This is a genomic window from Gluconobacter sp. OJB, from assembly GCF_039638275.1.
Classification (GTDB): Bacteria; Pseudomonadota; Alphaproteobacteria; order Acetobacterales; family Acetobacteraceae; genus Gluconobacter; species Gluconobacter cerevisiae.
On record NZ_JBDIWH010000001.1, the window covers coordinates 165,297 to 185,680 of the forward strand.

16 protein-coding genes and 1 tRNA gene are annotated in these 20,384 nt (G+C 59.4%); 12 read left to right on the forward strand and 5 right to left on the reverse strand.

Annotation, left to right across the window (positions count from 1 at the left end):
* Positions 1-138 precede the first annotated feature (138 nt).
* On the reverse strand, positions 139-1,722 hold the full coding sequence (locus ABDK74_RS00795; RefSeq protein ID WP_346002331.1) for a S10 family serine carboxypeptidase-like protein: 1,584 nt from the start codon (positions 1,720-1,722) through the stop codon (positions 139-141).
* 89 nt (positions 1,723-1,811) lie between these two features.
* A complete protein-coding gene (locus tag ABDK74_RS00800) occupies positions 1,812-4,589 on the reverse strand; it encodes a phosphoenolpyruvate carboxylase (protein WP_346002332.1) in 2,778 nt (925 codons plus the stop codon).
* 133 nt (positions 4,590-4,722) lie between these two features.
* On the opposite strand from ABDK74_RS00800, the gene ABDK74_RS00805 reads away from it, so the two are divergent.
* From ABDK74_RS00805 to ABDK74_RS00840, 8 genes are all read left to right on the forward strand, one after another.
* Positions 4,723-6,012: a DUF445 domain-containing protein gene (locus tag ABDK74_RS00805; RefSeq protein WP_346004119.1), complete on the forward strand. Its 1,290-nt coding sequence runs from the start codon at positions 4,723-4,725 to the stop codon at positions 6,010-6,012.
* A 120-nt stretch (positions 6,013-6,132) separates the two neighbouring features.
* A complete protein-coding gene (locus tag ABDK74_RS00810) occupies positions 6,133-6,615 on the forward strand; it encodes an SUF system Fe-S cluster assembly regulator (RefSeq protein ID WP_194254621.1) in 483 nt (160 codons plus the stop codon).
* 12 nt (positions 6,616-6,627) lie between these two features.
* Positions 6,628-8,112, forward strand: a complete 1,485-nt coding sequence (sufB, locus tag ABDK74_RS00815) for a Fe-S cluster assembly protein SufB (protein ID WP_062029656.1) — start codon at positions 6,628-6,630, stop codon at positions 8,110-8,112.
* Between the two features lies 1 nt (position 8,113).
* Positions 8,114-8,884, forward strand: a complete 771-nt coding sequence (gene sufC, locus ABDK74_RS00820) for a Fe-S cluster assembly ATPase SufC (protein WP_011251696.1) — start codon at positions 8,114-8,116, stop codon at positions 8,882-8,884.
* A complete protein-coding gene (gene sufD, locus ABDK74_RS00825) occupies positions 8,881-10,074 on the forward strand; it encodes a Fe-S cluster assembly protein SufD (RefSeq protein WP_346002333.1) in 1,194 nt (397 codons plus the stop codon). The genes sufC and sufD overlap by 4 nt, the downstream gene beginning before the upstream one ends.
* Positions 10,071-11,312 (forward strand): cysteine desulfurase, encoded by a 1,242-nt coding sequence (locus ABDK74_RS00830; protein WP_346002334.1) that lies wholly within the window; start codon positions 10,071-10,073, stop codon positions 11,310-11,312. Before sufD ends, ABDK74_RS00830 begins: the two co-directional genes overlap by 4 nt.
* Positions 11,309-11,677 (forward strand): SUF system Fe-S cluster assembly protein, encoded by a 369-nt coding sequence (locus ABDK74_RS00835; RefSeq protein ID WP_194254618.1) that lies wholly within the window; start codon positions 11,309-11,311, stop codon positions 11,675-11,677. Before ABDK74_RS00830 ends, ABDK74_RS00835 begins: the two co-directional genes overlap by 4 nt.
* Before the next feature lie 16 nt (positions 11,678-11,693).
* The gene (locus tag ABDK74_RS00840; protein WP_346002335.1) at positions 11,694-12,050 is read left to right on the forward strand and encodes an iron-sulfur cluster assembly accessory protein; all 357 of its coding nucleotides are present in this window, start codon (positions 11,694-11,696) and stop codon (positions 12,048-12,050) included.
* Here ABDK74_RS00840 and ABDK74_RS00845 read toward each other — a convergent pair.
* The 3 genes from ABDK74_RS00845 to ABDK74_RS00855 form a co-directional block, all read right to left on the reverse strand.
* Positions 11,995-13,338: a TRAM domain-containing protein gene (locus tag ABDK74_RS00845; protein ID WP_346004120.1), complete on the reverse strand. Its 1,344-nt coding sequence runs from the start codon at positions 13,336-13,338 to the stop codon at positions 11,995-11,997. The two genes, ABDK74_RS00840 and ABDK74_RS00845, sit on opposite strands and share 56 nt — an antisense overlap.
* Entirely contained in the window at positions 13,313-15,259 is a 1,947-nt protein-coding gene (locus tag ABDK74_RS00850) for a DEAD/DEAH box helicase (RefSeq protein ID WP_408874490.1), read from the reverse strand. Before ABDK74_RS00850 ends, ABDK74_RS00845 begins: the two co-directional genes overlap by 26 nt.
* 549 nt (positions 15,260-15,808) lie before the next feature.
* Positions 15,809-16,261, reverse strand: coding sequence for a hypothetical protein (locus tag ABDK74_RS00855; protein ID WP_346002337.1), 453 nt, complete (start codon positions 16,259-16,261; stop codon positions 15,809-15,811).
* A gap of 181 nt (positions 16,262-16,442) precedes the next feature.
* Between ABDK74_RS00855 and ABDK74_RS00860 the strand changes: the two genes are divergently transcribed.
* The 4 genes from ABDK74_RS00860 to ABDK74_RS00875 all read left to right on the forward strand — a co-directional run bounded on the left by ABDK74_RS00860 (position 16,443) and on the right by ABDK74_RS00875 (position 20,238).
* Positions 16,443-17,912 (forward strand): NAD(P)H-hydrate dehydratase, encoded by a 1,470-nt coding sequence (locus ABDK74_RS00860; protein WP_346002338.1) that lies wholly within the window; start codon positions 16,443-16,445, stop codon positions 17,910-17,912.
* Positions 17,913-17,980: 68 nt separating this feature from the next.
* Positions 17,981-18,065 (forward strand) — tRNA-Leu (locus ABDK74_RS00865).
* A 59-nt stretch (positions 18,066-18,124) separates the two neighbouring features.
* Positions 18,125-19,456: a trigger factor gene (gene tig / locus ABDK74_RS00870; RefSeq protein ID WP_194262089.1), complete on the forward strand. Its 1,332-nt coding sequence runs from the start codon at positions 18,125-18,127 to the stop codon at positions 19,454-19,456.
* A 134-nt stretch (positions 19,457-19,590) separates the two neighbouring features.
* Complete coding sequence (locus ABDK74_RS00875; protein ID WP_062029672.1) at positions 19,591-20,238, forward strand: ATP-dependent Clp protease proteolytic subunit; 648 nt, start codon at positions 19,591-19,593, stop codon at positions 20,236-20,238.
* The last annotated feature ends 146 nt before the right edge of the window (positions 20,239-20,384 follow it).

Here is a 20,384-nt window from a genome sequence, read left to right on the forward strand (position 1 = left end):
CCAGAGCAATCTGGCGGGGTTTTTTGTGTCTGATTTTTTGCTGAACGAAGCCGGTGTCCCATTTCTTCCGTTTCACCAGCGCATAAAAAAGGCGGCGGAAGGTTTCCCCTCTGCCGCCTTTTCCGGTCCCGTCAGAGATCAGTGCAGATTGTCAGTCCGGCGGATGAAGGCCGCAACGTTGTCATGCAACTGCTGGAGCGTCGTCGGGTCCACATAGACCATATGGCCGGAAGGATACTGTGCGTATTCGATGTTCTTCTGCAGGCTCTTTGCCATCGGCAGGTGCTTCATCTCGTAAATGCCTTCAAAATATGGCGTTGCGAGATCGTAGTAACCGGCGTTGAGCATCACATGCAGGTTCGGATTGGTTTTCATCGCCATGGCCAGATCCGTCATGACGTTTGGCTCGCCCTTGGGCTGGTAGCCATGACCTGGCTGACGGTGATGACTGTCCCAATGGCCCTGGCTGTTAAAGAGGCGATAGTCCTCGTCCGAACCGTATTTGAGGGTGTTGCGGACATAGTCATTGAAGGCCGTGACATAGGCCGAACTGATGGCGCTGGATTGCGGATCATAATCCACCTCCTGGCTCATCGGATCGATCGTCGGGCTTGAATAGCGCGTATCCAGACGGCCCGTTGCCATACCGGTCTTGGCCTGGAGCTGCTGATCGAACTCGCCGCCATTGACGCGCAGATCCGCCCGCAGAATGTAATCGACGGGCAGGCCCGTATAGTCATGCAGCTTTGCCGCAATCGCCTGACGCTGATCTTCCGGTAGATCCGCACCCTGACGCAGCGCCAGTGTGTAGTCGGTCATCGCGAAATGCTCGACTTCGTGCAGGAACGCCTTCAGATCCGGGTGCTCGGCGGGCAGGCAGTGATGATACCACGCTGTGGCCGCATAGGTCGGTAGCGCCAGCACATACGGGTCGTCCATGCCGGCGTTGAACTGCGGGCTGTCATCGCTGTTGTCGTAGTTCAGGATCTGCGATAGCAGGATCACGCCGTTGAAGTCGATGTTCTCGTCCTGCTCAAGGTCGTTGATGACCACAGCCGAGCGCATCGTGCCATAGCTCTCGCCAAACAGGTATTTGGGCGAATTGTAGCGGTGATATTTGGCGAGGAACTTCGAGATGAAATGCGTGAACGCCTCGCCGTCGCCATCAACGCCCAGAAATTCCTTGGCCGCATCCTTGCCTGCGATCCGCGAAAAACCCGTTCCCGGGGCATCAACAAACACCACGTCCGACACGTCCATCAGAGACTGTGGGTTGTTAATGAGCGCGTAGGGGGCGGCGGGCAGATGGGTGTCGCCCGGCGTATTGACGCGGCGTGGCCCGAACGTGCCCATATGAACCCAGACCGAAGCTGATCCCGGACCGCCGTTATAAAGAAACGTGATCGGACGCTTCTCGGACGGCACACCTTCCTTGAAATAGGCGGTATAGAACATGGACGCGACCGGCGCGTTCTTGCTGTCGTCGTCCTTGCCACCATCAATTTTCGTACCGCGCTTAGCCAGAATATCGCTGGAATCGTTGTAGTCGGCACCATGGACCAGAATGGTTCCCGCAATAGCCCGGTAGGGGATCGTGACGCCATTGACCGTCACCGTCCCATTCGTCACGCTGTCAGCATTGGGTGCCGGTGTTGCGGGACCTGCGGCCAGAGCAGGCACAGCCATCATGGCTGCACCCAGAAGAAGGGCCTTGCGAAGCATGCAGAGGAACTTTCCGTTAGGGTTTGTTACGGGACCTTTCTAAACGGACGCAGCCATTACCGACAAGGGTTCCGGCTGCGTATCATTCCTTAGCCGAAAGCGCGATTGGCATGCATGATCGCGATCCCCACTTCGCGCAGCAGCGCAAAACAGTGCGACAGTGGCTCGAAAATTTCCTGATGCTCGCGTGCAAAGCCGCCAGCTTCAGCCGCATCGCCCGGCTCTCCGAAATCGAGATTGGCAACGCTGGGAACGGTGACCGGGAACAGATCGTCCAGTAGATGCAGTGCGCGCGGCACATCCAGACAGAGGATCAGGTTCGTGATGGACTCTCGCGTCAGGCTGTTGCGGGGGCCGAAATAGGGAATGCGCGTCGAGAGACCCCACAGACGGTCGATGAGGGCGAAGCGGATCGCGTGAAGGAGTTTTTCACGAGCCGCCATGCGCGGCGCATCGGGCCATGCGGCACGGAGCGCGATGTGGTCCGTCTGAATGCGCCGGAACATTGCAGGACCGCTGGTCCAGAAGCGCAGCAGTTCCAGCCCGTGCGAAATGCTCAACAGGCTCTGTCGTTCTTCGTCGCTCTGTGCATTGGCCGCACGGTCCAGCCGGGTTCCAGGATCGAGCTGATGGATCGTCGTCCGCAGGACATCCAGATCGGAATGGGCCAGCGCCTGACGTGCGAAATCCATGGCTTCGCGGAAGCGCGATGATTCTGTTGCGAACTGCTCGAATGTCTCGGGATGGCGTTGCGCCGCATTGCCCAGTCCGTGCAGCACATTCGCCCACCAACCCAGCTGCTGGAGAATCGCATTATTGGGAATGGCCCGAAGCTGCCCCGGATGGGTGATGCGCGTCACGGTCGCTGCATCCGACTGACGAGCCGATGGTCGTGAGCCCGTCTTGTCGATCAGTGACGGCCCGAATGCGCTGAGCAGGGCGGCATAGCCCGGGTCATCGACCAGCGCGCCCATGTCGAGCGCGATGGTAGAGAAGAAATCTGCTGCGAAATCGGGCCGCGTATAGACTGGATCTTTCGTATCCTGTGGGACTTCAGCCGTATGTTCAGCAAGAGTGGCAATCGTGGACGCTGCAAGCGCTTTCGTTCCAAACAGCGTGTAGCCGTCACCGCCCTGAAATGCGGTCTCAACGCGGCAACCGATCCCGGCTTCGCGCATGGCCAGTCGTGTGCGGGCAGGAGAGAAATAATCCAGACGCTGACGCAGGCTGAAAGGATGTGCGCCGCGTCCGATACTTTCGCCATGCGTATCGAACAGGGTCAGGGCAACGTCTTCCAGTTCGTGTTCTGCCAGCAGGCCCAGTGTCCGCATCCGCAGGCGTTCGACCAGATTGGTGGCGGCAAGCTGTCCGACATATCGTCCCGAATCGGAATAGCCGAACTGAAGCGACAGCCGCCCATTCGTCCGTAGATAATCGCGCCAATGGCTTGAACGGAAAGCTTCTTCCAGAATGGTCTCGCCGTTTTCGAGCGCACTTTCCGTCTCGAAGAGCGGCGAAATCTCGATCTGATGGTCCTTGATTCCGAACAGTCGTGCCAGCCAGAGCGTCGCCAGCAGCGTGTAGCCACTCTCCGTCTCGGCAATGAGGAAGCGGATGGGCGATCCTGAATCGATGTGTTTCAAGATCTGCGCCATGGTCATCATTAGCCGTGCGGCGGATGCAGGTTCGACCAGCAGCGAGCCGAAATCCACAGCGCGCGGCGTCAGGTCCGACAGAGCCTCATCGATCTTCGTCAACAGGACGCGACGACGCGAGGGCAGGGCAGGATCATCCGTCAGGCCCAATCGTGTGCGCGCCACATTATAGATCTGTGCCGCGTTCAGCCGGGTATGGATGCGTGCGATCCCGAGGCCGTGGCTCATGAAGCCAGCGCGCAGCGTCCGCAGGTGCAGCAGGCTGTCTTCATCGAGACCGGAAGCGGCATCCTGAAAGAGCGGCAGAAGTTCAACCGCGTCCAGAAGTGCCTTGTCGCGGTGCGAAATCAGCGTCTGGGCAAAATCGCGGATCATTTCCGGCGCGGCATCCCGCCCGGTCGGACAGGCGGCGTGCTGAGTCTTGACGGCTTCGATTGCCCGGCGGGCGCGCATGGCCAGAGCGCTCTCCTGTAGACCCAGGCGTGCCAGCCCGTCCGTCAGACGATGAAGCTGGGACGATTTCAGTTCTAGGCGGATACGGAGCGTGTCCCACCAGCCGATATCGTTGCGCCCGTCCGTATCGAAACCGACCCAGCTCGCCAGAACCACAGGAGCCGGATCGACCTGACTGTTCTCTCCCGACCAGCGATATGACATCTCTCGCAGGAGTGCTGCTGTCAGATCATCAAGGGCATCACGGCCTCGCAGGATGGCTGCGAGCGCGAGAGCCTGTTCCTGCGCCAGTGTGGGAGGGGCCGGACGGCGATGCGTTTTCAGGCATGGGATCGGCATTTCGGGATTTTCGGCCCGCTGCGTCAAAATGTCATACACGCCGTCCGCCAGTGCGAAGGTTGGATGCGCAGTGAAAACCGCAGCAATCTTAGGCACGGTCAGCGACACCGCATCCGAGGCCTGTTCGACCAGACGCTTTGCTACGGCCTCAAGACGCTCCTGCGGTGCGGCGTCATCAAGGCCGACATAGGCGCGCAGATGGGTAGCACGATCCACGAAATGCTCGTCACGCAGAGCACGCACGACGTTCCCGATCTCGGTGAGCCGTACTTTGTTCGCGTCTGGATCATCGCCGGAGAGATCCTGCCCGATGGACGCAATCAGGTCTTCGAGGCCATCGCGTTCGTGGAGGAGCCGGGACGTCATCGCGTCAATACGGTCATGGAGAGACGGATCGAGCCGGGAGGCGCAGTCAGACATCGGCAGCAGTCTCGCTTCTGCGAAAAAAGAAAAATGGACCAAAAACGGGCCGCAATACTTTTCACGCCCTGCCGCCAAGTGCAACCTTGCTCTGGACGCGACAGCCCGTCAGGATGATGCTATCTGTGTGCGGATGCACGCGGACACGCCCCATCCCGTTTCCCGAAAATCCGACCCTTCAGGTCTGTCGCCACGGTTCATGGCCGGTGGCCTGCTTGTTGGCATGGGAGTACTTGCCGCAGGTACGACGCTGGCGGCGGCCCGTCATATCGGCGATGGCAGTCTGGCATTTGGCCTTCTGAGAGCAGGTTCGAGGGCAGGTGTGGTTGGTGGGCTTGCCGACTGGTTTGCAGTGACCGCGCTGTTCCGCCACCCGCTGGGGCTCCCCATTCCGCACACGGCCATTCTGCCGCGTCAGAAAGAGCGCCTCGGACAGGCACTGGGCCGCTTCATTTCGGGACAGTTCTTCACTGAGGACGACGTCCGCCGCGCTTTGTCGAAAATCGATCTCTCCGGTCTGATCGCTGATATGCTGAGCGAGCCTGCGACACGCCAAACGCTCGTCAACAGTATGCGGTCCGCGATCCCCCTGATGTTCGATCATCTGGAGGACGGGCGGGCCAAGGCTGCCATCTCACGCGCTCTTCCGGTCCTGCTGAATGGAGAGGAAATGGCTCCTCTCGTCTCCCGTGGCATGCGTGCCATGGTGGACAGCGAAATGCATCAGGAGGTCCTGTCCTTCCTGCTTGAACGCATCAAGACCACCGTGACGTCCCGGGAATCGGACCTGCGACATTTTGTTGAAGAACGGGTGCGCGAACAGGGTGGTCGTTTCTTGGGATGGGCGATTGGCGGCTCAGTCGCCAGTCGTGTTCTCATGGCGCTTCATGCCGAGTTTGAACGGGTCGATCCGATGGATTCGGATTTGCGGCACGGATTTACAACATGGGTTCGGGGTGAAATCGACCGGATCGAACACGATCCCGTGCGCCGCAAGGATATGGCCGACACCATTACCTCCGTCCTGACTCATACCAGTCTGAAAGGATGGAGCTCGGAGCTTTGGGACCGTCTGCGGCGTATGGTGGAGGAGGACAGCAGTCGGGAAGACGGTTGGAGCGCTACGGTCATTGATGCCGCGGTCGTCCAGCTTGCGAGTGCTCTGCGATCCAACGACGTCCTGCGTTTGAAAGTCAATCAGGCTGTCGAAAGCACAGTCCAGCGGATCCTGCCGGGTCTGCGTGAGAAACTGTCCGGGTTCATCGCCGCCGTCATGGCGGGGTGGGACGGAAATGATTTGGCGACGAGGCTGGAGTCGCGTGTCGGGCGCGACCTCGCCTATATCCGCATCAACGGCACGGTGGTCGGTTTTCTCGCCGGAGCGGTGCTTGACGGCGTTTCGCGGCTGTTTTTTGGTTTGTGACATTCCATGTCAGGGAAAGGTCAGGCACAGAAGTCTTGACCTTTGCTCCGGTATGGGCCATTTGGAACAATTCAGGACTTAACAAGTCTTGAATTAGAACAAGATGCGAGTGTGCAAGCGATGCTGAGGCTCTCCAAACTGGCCGATTACGCCACTGTCCTTCTGGTTCATCTCGGTCGTCATGAAGGACTGGCAACAGCCGCAGCCCTTGCAGTAGAAACCGGCGTTCCCGAACCCACCGTGGCCAAACTTCTCAAGGGACTGGCCTCCAGCGGTCTGGTCCTTTCCCATCGTGGCGCACGGGGCGGCTACCGTCTTGCGGGCGAACTTGAGAAGGTGACCGTCGCCGCTGTCATCGCGGCAGTAGACGGGCCGATCGCCATTACCGCCTGCTGTGACGGGCGTGAATGCGAGCATAGCTCATTGTGCGGTCTGTCGGGGCAGTGGGACGTCGTGAACGACGCCATCCTCAGCACACTCAACAGCATTACACTGGCGGATATGGGTCGGCATGCGGAGCGTCTGCCAAGACGCGGCCCTGCTCTGGCTCCTGCCGCCACCGTTGGAGCGGAGTCCCCCTCCGTGACCGAAGCGGTCAGTTAAGGACAGCACACCATGCCAGCCGTGACGGAAACCCGCGAGACAGTCGAAAAGCTCGCGAAATCCAGCTACGAATGGGGCTTTGAAACCGATATCGAAATGGATATCGCGCCCAAGGGTCTCAATGAAGAAACGGTCCGCCTGATCTCCGAGCGCAAGGGCGAGCCGCAATGGATGCTGGACTGGCGTCTGAAGGCTTTTCGCGCGTGGCTGGAAATGGAAGAGCCGACCTGGGCTCATATTCATCATCCGCCGATCGATTATCAGGACGCGCATTACTTCGCCCAGCCGAAGAAGAAGCCTGGTCCCAAGAGCCTTGATGAAGTCGATCCCGAACTACTCAAGACCTACGCTAAACTGGGTATCCCCCTGCACGAACAGGCGCTTTTGGCCGGTGTGGAAGGGGCTGAAGAAGCGCGCCTGCCAGTTGCCGTGGACGCCGTTTTCGACAGCGTGTCCGTCGCAACAACCTTCCGCAAGACGCTTGCCGAAGCCGGTGTCATTTTCTGCCCGATCTCCGAGGCCATCCGCGAGCATCCCGAACTGGTCCGGAAATATCTGGGGACGGTTGTGCCGGTGTCCGACAACTTCTTCGGGGCGCTGAATTCCGCCGTCTTTACCGATGGTTCGTTCGTTTACATCCCCGAGGGTGTCCGCTGCCCGATGGAACTGTCCACCTATTTCCGCATCAATGCGCGCAATACGGGACAGTTCGAACGGACGCTTATCATTGCTGAAGACCGCGCAACCGTTTCCTATCTGGAAGGCTGCACAGCGCCGCAGCGTGATGAGAACCAGCTTCATGCGGCCGTGGTCGAACTGATCGCGATGGAAGACGCCTCGATCAAGTATTCCACCGTTCAGAACTGGTATCCGGGCGACGATGAAGGTCGGGGTGGTATCTACAACTTCGTCACCAAGCGTGGAATCTGCCGCGGCGCACGGTCCAAGATCTCTTGGACGCAGGTTGAAACCGGCTCTGCCATCACCTGGAAATATCCGTCCTGCGTGCTGGCAGGAGAAGGATCGGTCGGGGAGTTCTACTCGGTTGCGGTGACGAACAATCACCAGCAGGCCGATACCGGCACAAAAATGATCCATCTTGCGCCCAATACGCGCTCGACGATCATCGCCAAGACGATCTCGGCGGGTCAGTCGGACAGCACCTATCGTGGCTTGGTCCGCATGCAGCCAAAGGCCCGCAATGCGCGCAATTTCACGCAGTGCGACAGCCTTCTGATCGGCGATCAGTGTGGCGCGCATACGGTGCCTTATATTGAAAGCCGTAACATGACGGCGCGCGTGGAGCATGAAGCGACCACGTCAAAAATCTCTGAGGACCAGCTCTTCTACTGCCGCTCGCGCGGCCTTTCTGAAGAAGATGCAGTCGGTCTGATCGTCAATGGTTTCTGCCGCGAGGTGCTCAAAGAGCTGCCGATGGAATTCGCGGTCGAGGCGCAGAAACTTCTGCAGATCAGCCTCGAAGGAAGTGTGGGTTAATATGAGCGATTTTCTGAAAATTCAGGGTCTTCAGGCCCGCATCGACGCCGACGGCACGCCCAAGGATATCCTCAAGGGGCTCGATCTCGAAGTCCCCAAGGGTGAAGTCCATGCCATCATGGGACCGAACGGCTCAGGTAAATCCACGCTGTCTTATGTGCTTGCCGGTCGTGACGACTACGAAGTGACGGGTGGGTCTGCCACGTTCAAGGGACAGGATCTTCTTGCTCTTGAACCCGAAGAACGGGCTGCTCTGGGTCTGTTTCTGGCATTTCAGTCGCCCGTCGAACTGCCGGGTGTGAACAACGCGAATTTCCTGCGGACTGCTGTGAATGCGGTTCGCCGGGCGCGTGGTGAAGCTGAACTGGATGCCGTGGCCTTTCTCAAAGCTGTCCGTGCCGAGACCAAGCATCTGTCCATGTCCGACGACATGCTCAAGCGTGCGGTCAATGTCGGCTTCTCGGGTGGTGAGAAGAAGCGCAACGAAGTGCTCCAGATGCGTCTGCTCCAGCCGTCCTTTGCCATCCTCGACGAAACGGATAGCGGCCTGGACATTGATGCCCTGCGCATCGTGGCAGAAGGTGTGAACTCTCTGCGTAGCCCGGATTTTTCCGCTTTGGTCATCACGCATCATCAGCGTCTGCTCGACTATATCGTGCCGGATCGTGTGCATGTCATGGCGCATGGCCGTATCATCCATAGCGGCGGCCCTGATATCGCCAAGACGCTTGAAAAGCAGGGCTATACCCAGTTTCTCGAGGCGGCAGCGTGAGCGTACAGCCAATCGTGGCGCAGGATACCCCGGCTCTGGAGGCGTTTATCCAGCGCGCCTCTGGACGCGGGGCCGCTCTTGCCGAAGTCGGCCTGCCGACACGTCGCGTCGAAGCATGGCGCTATACGCCGCTGCGGTCTATCGCGGACACGGCATGGACACAGGCTGCTCCTCTGGCGTCTGAAACCGTCAATGCACTCCTGAACGATTTGCCGTTACCAGAAAGCGGCGCGCGCATGGTTTATGGCAATGGCAGGTTGTTAGAGGGGCTGTCTGCTCCTCTGGACGTTGACCAGCAGGCTTCGGACCATGTTTCCCCGCTCAAGGGTGTCTTTTCCGCGACGCTGAATATGGCGCTGGGCGAAAAGGGGCTTGATCTTCACATTCCGGCAGGAACGGACGCCGGGCTGCTGACCCTTATCAGTCTGTCCAGCGGCGACACTGTTTCGACGCATCTTCAGCATCGTATCGTGCTGGAAGATGGCGCATCGCTCACACTGTACGACGTCAATGCAGGCGAAGGGCGGTATATCGCTAATCCGCGCTTCGATATCGTCGTGGGCAAAGGCGCCACGCTGCGTCACATCAAATTGCAGCGCGAGAGCCTGAGCGGTACGCATCTTGCCATTGTTTCCGCTGACGTGTCGGAGAAGGGCGAGTATGACAGCTTCACCCTAAATCAGGGCGGGAGCCTCGCCCGACACGAAGCCGTCGTGACGCTGAACGCCCCACATGCCATGGTCCATGTAAATGGGGTGCAGATCGTGGACGGCCAACGTCTGAACGACCTGACCTCCATGATCCATCATGCGGCTCCCGATGGCAGTTCACGCCAGACCGTCAAGACGGTTCTGTCCGACGCCGGGCAGGGTGTTTTTCAGGGCAAGATCCTCGTGGATCGCGTGGCCCAGAAAACCGATGGATATCAGATGAATCAGGCGCTGCTGCTGTCTGAAAAGGCGCAGATCAACAGCAAGCCCGAGCTGGAAATCTATGCCGACGACGTCAAGTGCAGCCACGGCGCGACTGTAGGTGCCCTTGATGACGAACAGCTTTTCTATCTGCGCTCCCGCGGCGTTCCCGAAGCGCAGGCGCGCGATATTCTCGTGCGGGCGTTCCTGATCGATGCGCTGGATCTTGTCGCCGATGAGGCTCTGCGTGATCTGCTGGTGCGGAGTATGGCGTCATGACCGGCAGCAGCGTCCCGTCCCGCAAATCGACGGCTGAAATCCGCGCTCATTTTCCGATCCTGAACGAAACCGTTCATGGTCGCCCGCTGGTATTTCTCGACAGCGCGGCCTCGTCCCAGAAGCCCGATGTCGTGATCGAGGCCATGCGGGATGCTGCGTATCATCAATATGCCAATATCCATCGCGGTCTGCACTGGATGAGCGAGCGTACGACGGAAGCCTATGAGCGCGCCCGTCATGACGTCGCCCGCCTTCTTAATGCCCCCGATCATCGCGAAATCGTCTTCACCCGCAACAGCACCGAGGCCATCAATCTGGTGGCTCACAGTTTCGGCAATCTGCTGAAACCGGGGCAGGCGGTTCTGATTTCCGAACTGGAACACCACGCCAATATCGTGCCCTGGCTCATGCTGCGGGACCGGGCAGGAATTGATCTGCGTGTCGTTCCCATCAACGATGCTGGCGACATTGATCTGGACGCCTATGAAGCGCTCCTGTCGGATGGCAAGGTGGCGCTTGTGGCCGTCACGCATATGTCCAATGTGCTTGGAACGATTACCCCGGCCCGCAAGCTGACGGAAATTGCCCACGCTTATGGCGCGCGTATCCTGCTGGATGGATCGCAGTCCGTCGTGCATCGCAGGATTGATGTGCAGGAGCTTGGCGCGGATTTCTTCACCTTCACTGGGCACAAGCTCTATGGTCCCACAGGCATCGGTGTGCTTTGGGGCAAGATGGAGCTTCTGGACGCCATGCCGCCGTTCATGGGCGGTGGCGACATGATCGAGAACGTCTCGTTCGAGCGCGCGACATGGGCGCATGTTCCGCACAAGTTCGAAGCCGGAACACCGGCCATTCTGGAAACGATTGGTCTGGGGGCTGCCGTGCGCTTTGTGGAAGAGATCGGTTATGAGGCCATCTCCCGACATGAAGCGGAACTTACCCGTTACGCATTGGAAAAAATGCGCGCAATCAACAGTCTGCGTGTGCTGGGGGAACCTGCGGAACGCGGCGGCGTGATTTCCTTCATCATGGATGGTGCGCACCCGCATGATCTGGCGACATTGCTTGATCAGCTTGGGATTGCCATTCGCGCCGGACAGCATTGTGCGGAACCGCTGGTCCGGCGTCTGGGTGTTCAGGCAACAGCGCGCGCCAGTTTTGGCATCTATACCACGACCGATGAAATCGACACGTTTATCGAGGGTCTTGAACGGGCCCGGATGATGCTCACATGAGTGAAGCCATGACCGATATCCCCACCACCGAAGATACAGCCTGCGTTCCGACCACCGGAACTGCGCCTGATCAGGACGCGGTCATCGCCGCCATCGCCACGGTTTATGATCCGGAAATTCCGGTGAATGTCTACGAACTTGGCCTGATCTACGCCATCGACCTACACGACGATGGTCGCGTTCATATGGAAATGACGCTGACGGCGCCGAATTGCCCCAGCGCGCAGGAACTGCCCGAGATGGTGCGGGATGCCGTCTCTCATGTGCCGGGCGTCAGTCAGGCGACGATCGAAATCGTCTGGGATCCGCCTTGGGACATGAGCCGTATGAGCGATGATGCCCGTCTTGCCCTTAACATGTTCTGATCCGGGAAAAACCATCATGTCCGATGTCGCAACGCGCCGTCCGCTGCCTGCCCTTATGAGTGTTTCTGATCAGGCCGCCAAACGTCTGAAAGCCCTCTATGAAGGCTCTCATCAGGGACAGATTCTACGGATCAGTGTAGGAACACGCGGATGCTCGGGGTTGTCTTACGAAATGAATTTCGTAACAGAAGCGCAGCCTGCTGATGAACGGGTCGAGGATCAGGGCGTTACCCTGCTGGTGGATCGCAAAGCCACCCTGTTCCTGACCGGCACTGTCATGGATTACGAGGTCAAGGACCTCGAATCCGGTTTTACGTTCAGGAATCCGAACGAGAAGGGTCGTTGCGGCTGCGGCGAGAGCTTTCACGTTTGATCCGCTTCGCATCCCGCGAAAGCACGACGACAGCTTCGACTTCCGTGGACCATAGGAACTGGTCCACGATCGTCAGGCCAACAACTGAAAATCCTGCGTTCCAAAGCGCTCTGCCGTCTTTTTCCAGCGCGACAGGGTTGCAGCTCACATAAACGATGTCCGGCACGGCAGATTTTGCCAGAGGCACAGTCTGTGCGCCCGCACCGCCATAAGGCGGATCGAGCACAACCGCCCGTGTTGATTTCAGATCATGCGGCAGAAGCGGCTGGCGCCCCAGATCCCGATGAAAACCATCCACGCGTCGGCCACCAGCCGCCGCTTTGAGGCAGTTTGCTGCCGCCAGATTACCCTCATAAGCCATGACGCGCCCCTTCTCCGACATGGGGAAGGTGAGTGTGCCACAACCGGCAAACAGTTCGGCCGTCACATCCTTTTTGTTCAACGATGGGAGGCCATCTAGAACCGCCGTGACAATGGCTTTTTCGGCATCGGCCGTTGCTTGAAGGAATGCGGAAGGTGGTGGTGAAACGACTACCCCGCCAAACTCTTCCCGCACCGCTCCCGAATGCGCGACGGTCTCGATTCCCTGATCTTTCGGGTCCTGCCAGGAGATGCGAGACAGATGATGTTCGCGCGCAAAAGCCGCCAGCTTGATGCGGTCCGCGCTGGTTAGTGGAGCAGGGGTCTGAAGCGTCAGATCTGGCCCGCTGTCGAGCAGGTTGACCATCAGGCTTCCACGACTCGTCAGGGCTCCCAGACTGCCCAGAACATCACGTAGTGGTGTCAGAAGCTCGAAAATTGCAGGGTGCAGGACGTGACATTCCGTCATGTCTACAGGATCGCCGTTGCGACGATGCAGGCCGATGATCACGCCGCCAGATATGCGCTGAACAGCAAAATCCATCCGCCGCCGTGTTTCAGGCACCGTTTGGAACACCTGTGCAGGTGGCAGATCGGTGAAACCTGCGGCCGTCAGGGCATGAAGGATGCGCTGCGATTTCCATTCCAGCAGAGCTGGCAGGGAAAGATGCTGTAATGCACAGCCGCCACACTCCCCAAACAGGTCGCAGGGTGGCCTTACACGCTCAGGGGATGAGTGAACGATATCAATCAGTTCAGGATGACCGGAAGCAAGGCGGACCTGAACGTCTTCCCCGGGCAGCGTGCCCGGAATAAAGACGCTCTGGCCATCAAGATGCGCAACGCCATCGCCTGCGGCACCCAGTCCTTCAATCCGGAGTTCTGCAACTCCGGTCAAGGTTTCATTCATTACCGTAATGGCGTCCATCATGCTGAACAGGGGCGGCAAGGTCAGCCTCCCCGGAGACCGTAACTTTCCGACGACGCGGGACCAGCATGAAGGCGGGTGTATCGCCGCCAAAGCCAGTTTTCGGGCCATCGTTTTCGAACGCGGGAGCCAGTTCAACAGAACGGTGGCTCACAGGAGAGTCGATCACCGCAACAGAAGCAGGAGCTGCAACTTGCTGCACGGCTTCGTTTTCATCACGTTCGGTACGATTACGCTTGCGACCACCCCGACGGCGTTTGCGTGCACGCTGTTCTCCGTCTTCGGACATCTCCTGAGGAGCTGGAACAGAGACGGATTCAGTAAGACGGCGTTCGCCTTCTTCCGGAGCCCAGTCAACGGTTGTGATACCTTCGAGAGCAGGGCGCGCAATAATCTTGCCTGTCAGGGTCTCGATCGCCTCAAGGAGTCTGCGATCGCGCGGCGATGCCAGACTGAAAGCGTGGCCTTCCTTGCCGGCCCGTCCGGTGCGCCCGATCCGATGGACGTAATCTTCGGCATTGAACGGCAGGTCGTAATTGAAGACATGCGACAGGCCGCCGATGTCGATACCGCGTGCAGCCACATCAGAGCAGACCAGAAATTTCAGTTCCCCGGAACGAAAACGTTCCAGAGTCGAGAACCGAAGCGACTGCGCCAGATCTCCGTGCAGATGTCCGGCTTCTATACCGTGCTTGGTCAGGTACTGCTGGATCATGTCCACATCGCGCTTGCGGTTGCAGAATACAATCGCGCTCTGGACGTTTTCGCGGCGTAGCAGTTTCTTGAGGGTGCGGCGCTTCTCGTCCTCAGGCACGATCACCAGAGCTTCTTCGATGGTCGTGGCAACGGAAGACTGGCGCGAAACCGTGATTTCAACCGGGTGACGGAGGAATGCATCGGCGAGACGACGGATTTCCGGAGCCATTGTGGCCGAGAAGAACAGTGTCTGGCGATGGGGCGGCAGCAGCCCGACGATTTTCTCGATATCGGGAATAAAGCCCATATCCAGCATGCGGTCGGCTTCGTCGATGACGAGGGTACTGGTCTGCGTGAGAAGCAGGCCGCCCCGTCCGAACAGATCAAGCAGACGTCCCGGCGTTGCGATCAGCACGTCAACGCCGCGATTCAGAACGTCGCGCTGTTCGGCCATGCTTTCACCGCCGATCAGCAGCGCATGCGTCAGGCGCAGATGTTTGCCGTAGAGCTTGAAATTCTCCGCGACCTGCAAAGCCAGTTCACGCGTCGGCTCAAGGATCAGCGAACGCGGCATCCGCGCTCTGGCGCGCGATCCGGAAAGCTTCTGAAGCATTGGCAGCGTGAAAGAAGCGGTCTTGCCGGTTCCGGTCTGTGCCACGCCCAGAACATCATGGCCTTTCAGGATTTCGGGAATGGCCTGCGCCTGGATCGGGGTAGGGTGCTCGTAACCCAGTTCCTGGATGGCCCGCATGATTGGTTCGTCAAGGCCCAGATCAGCAAAGCGGGGCTTGTCGGAAGCATTCTCGGCAATCACGACAGCCTCAGCGACGGCAGGCAGGACAGCCTCGTCCTCTGCGATCACTGTGGGCTCCGCAGCGACAGTCTTGGCACGGCGGCGACGGACCGGAGCCTTTTCGCTCTTGGTCGGTTCGGCTGTTGCCTCGGGGGTTTCTTCGGCGACGGGCGCGACGACGTCTTCTGCCGGAGCAGAAGCCTTGCGACGGGCCGGACGTGCTTTTTTTTCTGCCTTTTCTGCGACGGGCTTTTCGACGGTGGCTTCCGTGGCAACTGCGTCCGTTTTGCGGGGACGTCCGCGGCGGCGCGGAGCTTCGGCAGGCTTCGATGTCTCTTCCGAAGCGACTTCCAGTTCCGGCTGTTCGACAGCAACGACCTTGCGCGGACGACCGCGGCGTTTTGGAGTGGCTTCAGCTACCGTTTCATCCACCACTTTCGGGGAACGTCGACGGATGGGAGCGGGTGATGTTTCGCTGGCTATTTTCGGCTCCGCAACAGTCTTCCTGCCACGTACGGCAGGTTTGGCAACAGACGCTTCGTTTTCGGTGGCGGTCTCGGCAATCGGAGACGTCACCTTGCGGGAGCGGCGCGTAGCGGGTTTCGCTGCGTCCGTCTTGTCCGGGGTTGCGGAAGCTACGGTCTTCGAGCGCCGCGCTCGCGGGGCCTTGGCAGCAGGGGCTTCCGGTGTCGCAGACGTGTCGCCTTCATCGGCAATAGTCGGGGAAACCTCGGCTGCGGCACTGCGCGAAGCGGAAGGGCGGCCACGTTTTGGGGTGGCAGTCGTACGGGATTTGGAAGGACCGGAGGTCGTTTTCGCGCTCAAATGACTCTCGAGACTCTCGTTGACGGTGCGCACCCCAACAGGTGCGGGCCGGAGTTGAGGGCGGGGCAGGGACCCGCAGCTATAACTGGTGCGTTATCGATAAATGGCAGAAATGGCAAGCGATACGGCCCCAAAAGCGCCGTATCGCATACGATTTCAGATGCCGCGTGCCATTGCTGCGACAAGGATGGTCAGAACACCCAGTCCCGCCATGATCGCGGTGCGGCTGCGCAGTGTGTCAAACAGGGCGGCCTGGGGGCGCATGGCCCGGCGTGCCCGACGGAATGGCCCCTGAACGGTCATGATGAAAACCACTGCCATGACCAGCCCCAGGAGCTGCATCGCATTGACGGGCCAGGCCACGGCACCAAATCCGCCTTCATGAAAAACCAGCCCCCAGCCGCTCAGCAGCGAAAACGGCACCACCTGATATAATCCGCGGAAAAAGCGCGTATAGCCCTGAAGCAGAACTGAATTGCGTGGTCCGGGATCAAGCAGTCCGACCGTGGAGCGGACGACCAGCGTCGAATAGATTGACCCGCCAACCCAGTAAGTCATGCACAGCACATGAATTGCGAGCACGAGGCTCCAGATGATCGATCCTGTCATTGGTTCTCGTCAGGGTTGGAAATTGAAAGAGAGGGAAAGATCATTCCCGAAATGCGTTTCCCTTGAATACCCGACGCAGCCCTCTTTGCGCCAGAGTGATTGCAAAAGTGCCATCGCGAACCGGGTAACGCAAAAGCAGTTCGCGCTTTGCATCATGAGTCCGGCAGGAGATTGCCCCGATATGTCCCGACATCCTTTTGCACTTCTTCTCCCTGACGAGAGCGACCGGATGGACCGGCGGGCAGCAGCCATTCTGCCCTCCACGCTTTTGATGGAAAGCGCCGGGTGGGCTGTTGCCCGCGTGATCCAGAGCCGATTTTCGCCCTGTCGTGTCACTGTGGCCTGCGGGCCGGGGAATAATGGCGGCGATGGTTATGTCGTTGCGCGCCATCTTGCGCGTCAGGGCTGGCCGGTCCGTGTGGCTGTGCTCTCCAGTCCGAAGGCAGGAACACCGGCAGCGGAAATGGCTGCGCAATGGACGGGACTGACGGTTCCGTTTTCCGTTGAAGAAATGGGGCGGGCGGATCTGGTGGTGGATGCAGTCTTCGGTTCCGGGCTGAAACGACCCGTTTCGGACGAGATCGCTTCCGTGCTGGCTGCCGCTTGTCAGGTCGTGGCGATCGATATGCCAAGCGGAGTTTCGGGGGCGTCGGGCGAAATTCTTGGTCGGGCGCGTAATTGTCTCCTCACCGTGACTTTCGTCCGTCCGCGTCCCGGCCATGTCCTGCAACCGGGCGCTGGGCTGTGTGGCGAGGTGATCTGTGCCGATATCGGCATGCCTGAGCGTGCTTGGGAGGGAATTCAACCGACCGTGCAGCATAACAAGCCCGGTTTGTGGAGCCTGCCCGTCTCGGGTGAGGGAGATTACAAATATCGTCGCGGGGTCGTCAGCCTGTGTGGTGGAGTTGAGATGCCGGGCGCGACCCGTCTTGCAGCAGCGGCGGCTCGACGAAGCGGCGCGGGGCTGGTTCGAATTTCGGCGGGCGAGGGCGCGCCAGCCTACCGACTCGGCGATCCCGGTCTGGTTGTGGACGCTGAGCCGCTTTCCGAACTGCTGGAAGATGTCCGGCGTAAGGTGTGGATCTGCGGACCCGGTCTGACCAAAGATGAAGTCGCAGCAACCCTGCCGCAACTTCTGAAAGCCGATCGTACGGTGATCGCCGATGCCGGAGCACTGGCTTGGGGAGCGAAGGATCTGTCCCGTCTGAGAGGGGTTGCAGCCGTCACGCCTCATATCGGGGAGTTCCGCAAACTGTTCGGCCCTGTCGAAGGAAATCGTATTGAGGCTGCGCGTGCTGCCGCAGAACGCCTCAATGCCGTCGTTGTCATGAAAGGGCCGGATACCATTATAGCGGGCCCTGACGGACGAATTGCCATTAATAATCATGCCTCTTCCGCTCTTGCGACCGCGGGATCGGGAGATACGCTGACAGGTGTGATCGCTGCATTGCTCGCTGCGGGAATGGACGTCTGGGAAGGCTGTTGTGCGGGCGTCTGGCTGCATGGAGAGGCCGGGATCGAGGCCGGGAAAGCTCATGGTGGCTGGCCTGTGGCAGAAGATCTGGACCTGCCTCTTGGCGCGGCCCGTGCGACCGCCACGCGCCTTGCGCAGGAGGCTGGACGCAAAAAGGCGGTCCACTCCCTGTTGTGAAGTCGCGTTTCATGCGCTAAAGGCCGCGCTTCCGAGGTTCGGTAACACGAGCCAGGAAGCCGAGCGCTGCGGGCGTGGTGAAATTGGTAGACACGCCAGATTTAGGTTCTGGTGGCGCAAGTCGTGGGGGTTCAAGTCCCTCCGCCCGCACCAACCCGGCTTCCCGAGAAAGAGATTTGACCAACCTACCGACCGAGAGGATCGCCTGGCTCATGCAGGTTACGCCCACGCTCAACGAAGGACTTAAGCGCGCCTTCACCGTCGTTGTCCCGTCTGCTGACCTGCAGGCTCGTCGCGATGCACGACTCGCTGAAGTCGCCAAGACGATCAAGCTGCCCGGTTTTCGTCCGGGCAAGGTGCCGGCCTCCCTCGTCAAGCAGCGTTACAGCGATTCCGTGAATGCGGAACTGCTGGAAGAAGTCATCAACGACGCCACGACCAAGCTGTTCGCAGAGCAGAACGTCCGTCCGGCGATGCAGCCGAAGGTCGAAGTGGTCTCCGCCATCGAAGACGGCAAGGATCTCGAATTCAAGGTTGAGACCGAAGTTCTCCCGGAAATCGAAGTTCCCGATCTGTCCGGCCTGAAGCTGACGCGCCTTGGCGCCAAGGTCAGCGAAGAGACCGTCGAGAAGGCGCTGAACGATGTTGCCCGTCGCAGCCGCAAGTTCGAGACGATCGAAGAAGACCGCGCAGCCGCTCAGGGCGATGTGGTCTGCGTTGACTTCGTGGGCAAGCTGGACGGCACGCCGTTCGACGGCGGCACGGCTGACGACGTAAATGTCGAAATCGGCGGCGAAGGCTTCATCCCCGGCTTCGCCGAGCAGATGGAAGGCATGAAAGCTGGCGAAGAGCGCGTCATCAACGTGACGTTCCCTGCCGACTATCAGGCCGAAGAACTGGCCGGCAAGGCCGTGACTTTCGACATCAAGGCGAAGTCCCTGAAGAAGGCCGTTGATCCGGCCATCGACGACGAGCTTGCCAAGACGATCGGTTTCGAGAACCTCGAGCAGATCCGCAAGATCATCACCGAGCAGGCTGAAGGCGAATACCAGCAGCTCTCGCGTCTGCGCATCAAGCGTGATCTTCTGGATGCCCTGTCCGAGAAGACGGACTTCGAAGCACCGTCCAGTATGGTTGACGCCGAGTTCAACCAGATCTGGGCCCGCGTCGAAGAAGACCGCAAGGCCGGTCGTCTGGACGAGGAAGATGCTGGCAAGGACGAAGAGACCCTCAAGGCCGACTACCGTCGCATTGCCGAGCGTCGCGTGAAGCTGGGTCTGCTGCTGGCTGAAATCGGCCGCAAGCAGGAAATCCAGGTTTCCCGTGAAGAGCTTCTGGGCGCGATGCAGCAGGAAGCCCAGCGGTATCCGGGCCAGGAACAGATGGTTTTCGAGTTCTTCTCCAAGAACCCGCAGGCCGTTGAAGGGCTCCGTGGCCCGATTCTGGAAAACAAGGTCGTCGATTACCTGATCGAGCTGGCCGACGTCACCGACAAGGACGTGACGCCGGAAGAACTGGCAGAAATCCCGCCCGCCGAACTCTGATCTTTCGGCGCGGGAACCAGCGGGCACTCTTCGGGGTGCCCGTTTTTTCCTGCCTGCTCCCTTTGACGGAACGCCATGTCGGGTCCATGTTAGGGAGTAGAAGAAAGCCTATCGGGCATTGAGGAACAGACAGCATGGCCATTCGGGATCGTGATCCCCTCGAGGTGTTGAGCAACTCTCTGGTGCCGATGGTGGTCGAGCAGACTGCCCGCGGAGAGCGCGCTTTCGACATCTTTTCGCGTCTCCTTCAGGAGCGCATCATTTTCCTGACCGGACCCGTTTACGATCAGGTTTCCTCCCTGATCTGCGCGCAGCTTCTCTATCTTGAGAGCGTTAATCCCACCAAGGAAATCTCGTTCTATATCAACAGCCCGGGCGGCGTCGTGTCCGCTGGTCTCGCGATTTATGACACCATGCAGTACATCCGCTGCCCGGTCAGCACAGTCTGCATCGGTCAGGCTGCGTCCATGGGGTCGCTGCTGCTCGCAGGTGGCGAGAAGGGACACCGTTACGCCCTTCCGAATGCCCGCGTGATGGTCCATCAGCCCTCCGGCGGTGCACAGGGGCAGGCTTCGGATATCGAGATCCAAGCTCGCGAAATTCTCATCATCCGTCAGCGACTGAACGAGATCTATCGCGAGCATACCGGTCAGACACTGGAGCAGATCGAGCAAAAGCTCGAACGTGACAGCTACCTCTCGGCGCATGAAGCCCGCGAGTTCGGCCTGATCGACAAGGTCGTCGAGCGTAATCCGCACGAGACGACAGCAGACCCGAGTTAAGGCATTTCCAGAATGGGGAGCACGTTGCTCCTCTTGGAACCGAAAAGCGGCATTCCGATATGCCGCTTTTCGTGTCTTGGGCCTTTCAGGCTCCGGGGTTGCCGAAGGCTTTGACCTCGGCCTAAAGTTAAAGTTCTTTCGCATGT